Origin of the sequence: Sphaerotilus sp., assembly GCF_041083715.1 — a bacterium.
Lineage (GTDB): Bacteria > Pseudomonadota > Gammaproteobacteria > Burkholderiales > Burkholderiaceae_C > Sphaerotilus.
Genome location: NZ_JBFPGY010000402.1, coordinates 1 through 4,854, shown reverse-complemented (window position 1 = coordinate 4,854; position 4,854 = coordinate 1). Strand labels below are relative to the sequence as shown.

Genomic DNA, 4,854 nt, shown 5'->3' with positions numbered 1-4,854 from the left:
CGTCGAAGGCCAGCAGCGCAGCGCCGAGTTCGTCCATCAGCGTGTCGTTGAGCGCGTTGAGCGCCTTGGGGCGGTTCAGCGTGATCCAGCCGTAGCGCAGGGCGTTCTCGCCGACACCGGGGCGGGTATCGACGATCAGGGTTTCATAGGGGGTCTGTTCGGGGATGGTCACAGGGTCTCCTGGTCGGGTTGGGTGCTGCGCCGCACTATAGAACGACCGTTCGTTTTTGTGGTGCCGTCATGGCAGTACCGCCTGTTTCGGTGCCTCGGACAGGTGCAGGTCCACCCAGGTCTCGGCGTCCTGCTCGATGCGGATGCGCACCGGCAGCATCTGCAGCGTCGGTGCGTACCAGATCTGCGTGCTGAGGAGGCTGCCGCCGGAGGGGAGGGCTTCTCGCAGGGGTTCAGCCACGCTGTCGCTCGCGGGCACCGGGCGGACATGGAAAGTCTCCAGCGCACCCAGCGGTGTCGTTGTCGGCAGCGTGTCGCCGACCTCGTAGGCCCAGCGGCGCACCCGGTGCGGCAGCGCCAGGTCGAACTCGACACGCCCGCCCTTCTCGCGCAGCGCCGGCTGGGTCGAGAAGAGGAACACCATCTGGATGAACTGGCTGGCGGTGTCCTGCACGTCGGCACGTGCCGTGACCAGCCGGCCGTCCTGCAGCTGCACGCTGCGCTCGTCCGGAAATGCCAGTTGCACCAGCCGGTTGCGGCCGATGAGCTGGCGTGTGGCCTGCTCGTAGCGCTGCGGTCGCAGGCCGTCCGGCGTGATGCGGCCTTCGCTGCTCATGCGGCGCGCGACCAGCGGCGCCAGGCGCGGGCCGATGCGGACGTCGAGGTGGACCTGGTAGCGGTCGCCGTCGCGCAGCCACTCGACCTGCGCATCGCCATGGACTTCGCCCTGGTACCAGCCGTCGAGGGTGTAGATCAGCCGGGTGGACACCGGCCAGGTGAAGGCGGGGCCGGAGGCCGCCACGGCCGTCTGCGGCGCAGCGTCTGCGGGCGCTACCGCCGGCGGTGGTGCGGCCACCGAGCCGGGCGCCGCATTCGGGTCCGACAAGGGCTCCGATGCGGCGGGGGCCGGGTCCGAGACGGTGAGTTCGACCGGGACATCCGCAGCGGCCTCGCTGGCGGGCGTGGCGACAGGCCGGGCAGCGGCAGGCCGCGGCCGATGGTGCACAGCGGGAGGCGCCGCCGGGGCCGCGGGTGGCCCGGTCGGCGCAGCGGATTGCACGACCACGCGGGTGTAGGTGGCTTCGATGCGGGACATCGATGGCACGGCAGATTCGGTCGGTGCCAGCGCCTGGCCGAGTCCGTCCAGTGCCAGCCCGTGCAGCAGCACGACCAGACCCACCAGCCCCCACCCCGCCCGGGACCGAAGCCACGCGCCGCGCATCACCGGGTCCGGGTGTCCATCAGACGCCAGCCTCGCCCAGCCAGGCCGCCCGCAGCCGCTTCACACGCGCCACCGGGCGCGTCTGCCAGCCCAGCGCCACCGCCCCCTCGGCCGTCACCGCCGGCAGCGTCAGCCGCAGCAGGCGCCGGTCGCGGCCGACCAGCAGCGGCAGCGGCTGCTCGAACGCACCGTAGAGAGCCAGATCCTCCGGCTTGACCACGCGCCAGTCACCCAGCGCCAGCAGCTCGTCGCCAGCCGCCAGCCCGGCCTGTTCGGCAGCGCCGCCACGCTGCACCGACAAGACCTTCAACCCCTGCGGCGACTCGCTCAGGCGGGCCCCGAGGCGCTGCGCGAACAGCGGCCGCTCGCGCTGCCAGTCCGCGCCGTGGGCGGCGAGCAAGGCCTGCGTCGGCAAGTCGCCCGTGCCGTGGACCCAGGCCGCCAGTTCCGTGGCGTATGGGCGCCCGCCCACTTCGGCCAGCACGGCGGCGATGTCGTCCTCGCCGATCGGGCCGCCACCGCTGCGCGCCCAGAGTCCGCGCATCACGTCGTCGAGCGTGCCTTTGCCCTCCTGGCGCAGCGTCAGGTCCAGCGCCTGCGCCACCAGCGAGCCCTTGGTGTAGTAGCTGACGGTGGCGTTGGCGCTGTTCTCGTCGGGGCGGTAGTACTTGACCCAGGTGTCGAAGCTGGACTGCGCCACGCTCTGCACCTGGCGACCGGGTGTACCCAGCACCTGGTTGACCGTCTTGGCCACCAACCGCAGGTAGCGCGTCTGGTCGATCAGTCCGGTGCGCACCAGGAACAGGTCGTCGTAGTAGCTGGTGAAGCCCTCGAAGAACCAGAGCAGCGTGGTGTAGTTCTCGCCGCGCAGGTCGTACGGCGCGAAGTCGTGCGGTCTCAGGCGCTTGACGTTCCAGGTGTGGAAGTACTCGTGGCTGATCAGGCCGAGCAGCGTCACGTAGCCATCGTTCAGCCCCGGCTCGCTGCGGCGCGGCAGGTCACGGCGGTTGCAGATCAGCGCGGTGCTGTTGCGGTGCTCCAGCCCGCCGTAGCCGTCGTCGACCGCGTTGAGCAGGAAGACATAGCGGGCAAACGGCGCCGGGGCCTCGCCATGCCAGAAGCGGATCTGGGCCTCGCAGAGGCGGCGCGTGTCGGTCAGCAGCCGCTCGCCGTCGAAGCTCGGCAATGCGCCGGAGACGACGAATTCATGCACGACACCGCACGCGGTGAAGTGTCCGCGCCAGAAGGTGCCCAGCTCGAAGGGGTGGTCGATCAGCGCGTCGTAGTCGGGCGCGGCGTATTCGCGTGGCCCGACCTCGGGCAGACCGGTGGCGATGTCCCAGCCGGCCGGCAGCGGGCCGAGGGTGACGCGGTGCTCGTCGGCTTCGCGGCCCTCGGCGCAGAGGAACACGCCGGTGCCGTTGAAGAAGCCGCGCTGCGTGTCGAGCCAGGCGCAGCGCACCGAGTTGTCGAAGGCGTAGACGCGCCAGCTCACCGTGAGGGCCGCGCGGCCGGTGCAATCGGCCTGCCAGGTGTGCTTGTCGAGCTGCGTCAGCGTGACCGCGCGGCGGCCCTGGCGCGCCTCGACGGCCGAGAGGTGGCGCGCGAACTCGCGCACCAGATAGCTGCCCGGAATCCAGACCGGCAGCGACAGGCGCTGCGCCGGCGCCGGGTTCGGCAGCGTCAGCGTGACGCGGAAATGGTGGCTGCGGAGATCGTCGATCTCCAGGTGGTAGCGGAGCATGCAGAGTCCCGGTGGATCAGGCCTAGTTGCTGGAGGCAGCGGCCGCGAGAAAACAGCTCATCGACGCGACCAGCGTCAACCTGAAGCGCAGCGTCAGCCACTTCGACAGGCCATAGGCCGGGTAGACCCGCCGATCGACCAGGTAGCACACGATCAACAGCAGCGCCTGGATCACCAGCCCGGCGTGTGGCGGCATCACCACCGACACCCAGCCCAGCAGCGTCGGCGTGACGGCCCAGGCCAGCCGGCGCGGAGCGGCATCGTGCGCCATCATCAGCAGGCCCCAGTGGATGCCGCCGAGGAAGGACACGATCATCCCCGCATAGACCGACAGCGAGAGCACCACGTAGGGCAGCACGTCGGCCCGCACCAGCATCGCCAGCACGGCGCCCAGCACGAACGGCACCAACCCCGCATGACCCAGTCGCACGGCCAGCCGATCGGGCACGGACAAGGTGGGGGAAACAGCGAAAGCGGGCGTCAGGGGCGATGCGGACACGGTGGCTCTATTCGTCAGGAAACGTCGAAAAAAAGGCGGAGGCCGGCAAATGTGCACAGCGCCATCGATTGTCACCGCAGCACCGTGGCTGCGCGCGCAGCAGACTGAACTTCACGGTACCAGCCAGCGCGCACAGGGCACAGCGTCGCGGTAATCGAACACGGCACGGCGGTGTCCGGTCGGATCGAGCGACAGCCAGTCCATCTCCTGCACCTGCACCCGCAGCAGCGTGAAGGTACCGCGCACCGCGCCCGGTGCCGTTCCGGAGGAGTCGCCGGGCACCGACAGCACGCTGCCGGGCGCCAGCGGCGAGAGGTAGTCCTGCGCGGCGCGGGTGTGGCGCAGCATCGCCCAGCGGGAGGTGACGTCCAGCCCGTCGGACTCGCTGGTGACCAGGCAGCCCAGTCGCAGCTGCCAGCCCAGCGCCGCCGACCAGCACACGATCTGGGCCCGCGGATCGCGGTCCAGCTGTGCCACCTTGGGCGAGCGGGTGTCGGTGTAGATGACCAGCTCGCGGGCAGCAGGATCGACTTCGCGCAGCACCACCGTGCGCGCCTGCGCCCCGCGCACGGCACAGGTGGTTGCCAGCACCAACTGCCGCCAGGGGTGCCCGTGCATGCCAGCCGCGCGCACCAGCTCCGCCCAGAGCGCTGTGCCCTGTGCCTGCAGTTCATCGCCGGATCGATCGCTGCCCATGGCATATCTCCTTCGACAATTCACGAAACACAAATACTGTAAGCACGAATAGGTAATTTATTCATGCAATCAGGAACTATAAAGTGCACTGCATGGACGACGCCGGATACGCATCCCCGACGGACGCCTCACCCAGAACCGGATGCTCTCAGGAAATCACGATCATGAACAAGCTCACCCTCTCCACCCTGCTCATCGCCTCGGCCCTGTCCTTCAACGCCTTGGCCGATGACGCGGTCCCCACGTTCAAGCATGAAAGCATCGGCGCCTCCAAGACCCGCGCCGAAGTGCTGGCCGAACTGACCCAGGCCCGCAAGGAAGGCAAGAGCTACATCTGGGGCGCCACCAACCTGCCCAACCCGCCCGCCAGCGCCACCCCGCGCACCCGTGCCGAAGTGCTGGCCGAACTGCGCGAAGCCAAGGCCAACGGCGAATACGCGCGGCTGCACAGCGACGAGCCGTCGCTGGTGGTCGTCAAGCCCCTCGGCCAGGACGATGCCGCACTGGCTGGTCAGGTGAAGG

The 4,854-nt window shown here is 69.6% G+C and carries 5 protein-coding genes; 1 reads left to right on the top strand and 4 read right to left on the bottom strand.

Going from position 1 to position 4,854, the window contains the following annotated elements; all coding sequences use genetic code 11:
* Window positions 1–238: 238 nt before the first annotated feature.
* The 4 genes from AB3X43_RS18945 to AB3X43_RS18930 form a co-directional block, all read right to left on the bottom strand.
* Window positions 239–1,393 carry a DUF3108 domain-containing protein gene (locus AB3X43_RS18945; protein WP_369431432.1) on the bottom strand — a complete coding sequence of 385 codons (1,155 nt, stop codon included), beginning with the start codon at window positions 1,391–1,393 and terminating at the stop codon, window positions 239–241.
* A gap of 19 nt (window positions 1,394–1,412) precedes the next feature.
* Complete coding sequence (locus tag AB3X43_RS18940) at window positions 1,413–3,137, bottom strand: M61 family metallopeptidase (RefSeq protein ID WP_369431431.1); 1,725 nt, start codon at window positions 3,135–3,137, stop codon at window positions 1,413–1,415.
* A 22-nt stretch (window positions 3,138–3,159) separates the two neighbouring features.
* Window positions 3,160–3,636: a DUF3429 domain-containing protein gene (locus AB3X43_RS18935; RefSeq protein ID WP_369431430.1), complete on the bottom strand. Its 477-nt coding sequence runs from the start codon at window positions 3,634–3,636 to the stop codon at window positions 3,160–3,162.
* Window positions 3,637–3,747: 111 nt separating this feature from the next.
* Window positions 3,748–4,332, bottom strand: coding sequence for a pyridoxamine 5'-phosphate oxidase family protein (locus tag AB3X43_RS18930; protein ID WP_369431429.1), 585 nt, complete (start codon window positions 4,330–4,332; stop codon window positions 3,748–3,750).
* A gap of 164 nt (window positions 4,333–4,496) precedes the next feature.
* Here AB3X43_RS18930 and AB3X43_RS18925 point away from each other — a divergent pair.
* Window positions 4,497–4,854, top strand: a 358-nt coding sequence (locus AB3X43_RS18925; RefSeq protein WP_369431428.1) for a DUF4148 domain-containing protein, incomplete at its 3' end; no start/stop codon positions are given.

Bases quoted from the DNA above. Each gene is read 5' to 3' on its own strand.
- AB3X43_RS18945 (WP_369431432.1), bottom strand. From the start codon at position 1,393: ATGCGCGGCGCGTGGCTTCGGTCCCGGGCGGGGTGGGGGCTGGTGGGT.
- AB3X43_RS18940 (WP_369431431.1), bottom strand. From the start codon at position 3,137: ATGCTCCGCTACCACCTGGAGATCGACGATCTCCGCAGCCACCATTTC.
- AB3X43_RS18930 (WP_369431429.1), bottom strand. From the start codon at position 4,332: ATGGGCAGCGATCGATCCGGCGATGAACTGCAGGCACAGGGCACAGCG.